Here is a 983-nt window from a genome sequence, read left to right as displayed (position 1 = left end):
GTAGACGCGAACCAGGCATTCAAAGAAGCCGGATTCGACTCACTCACCGCCGTCGAACTCCGCAACCGGCTCACCACCGCCACTGGTGTGCGACTACCGGCCACGCTGGTGTTCGACCACCCCACACCGGTGGTGCTGGCGGAACGTCTGCGCACCGAACTACTCGGTGAACCAGCCGATACCGCCGGGCCGGTGACCGTGACCGCGGCGGCCAGTGATGAGCCGATCGCGATCGTGGCGATGAGTTGCCGGTTCCCCGGCGGGGTCGCGGGTCCGGAGGACCTGTGGCGGCTGGTTGATTCGGGAACCGATGCGGTGTCGAGTTTTCCGGTGGATCGCGGTTGGGATGTCGAGGGTCTTTACGATCCCGATCCGGACGCCGTCGGGAAGAGCTACTCCGTCGAGGGTGGGTTCTTGGATGACGTCGCCGGGTTCGACTCGGCGTTCTTCGGCATCAGCCCGCGCGAAGCCATCGCGATGGACCCGCAGCAACGACTGTTGCTGGAGGCGGCGTGGGAAACGTTCGAACGGGCCGGTATCGACCCTCAGACGCTGCGAGGCAGCCGCACCGGAGTGTTCGCCGGCCTGCTCTCGAACGACTACTTCTCCCGGCTGTCCGAGATTCCCGATGGAGTCGAGGGTTTCCTGTCCAGCGGCACCGCGGGCAGCGTGGCTTCCGGACGGATCGCTTACACGTTCGGTTTGGAAGGCCCGGCGGTGACCGTGGATACGGCGTGTTCGTCGTCGTTGGTGGCGATGCACCTCGCGGCGCAATCCCTGCGGCAGGGCGAGAGCACGCTCGCTCTGGCCGGTGGCGTCACCGTGGTGTCCTCGCCTGCGGGTTTCGTGGAGTTCAGCCGCCAGCGGGGACTGGCGGTGGATGGGCGGTGTAAGTCGTTCGCGGGTGCTGCGGACGGCACCGGCTGGGGCGAAGGCGTCGGCCTTCTGCTGTTGGAGCGGCTCTCCGACGCCCAGCGCAACGG

At 67.0% G+C, this 983-nt stretch carries 1 protein-coding gene; it reads left to right on the top strand.

Features of this window, described 5'->3' with window-relative positions; genetic code table 11:
- On the top strand, positions 1-983 hold a 983-nt coding region (locus tag OOZ19_RS29940; protein ID WP_266093528.1), incomplete at both ends, for an acyl carrier protein.

This window comes from Saccharopolyspora sp. NFXS83, from assembly GCF_026241095.1.
GTDB lineage: Bacteria > Actinomycetota > Actinomycetes > Mycobacteriales > Pseudonocardiaceae > Saccharopolyspora_C.
Note: the sequence above shows the minus strand (reverse complement) of the source record. Positions and strands in the feature narration are given on the sequence as shown.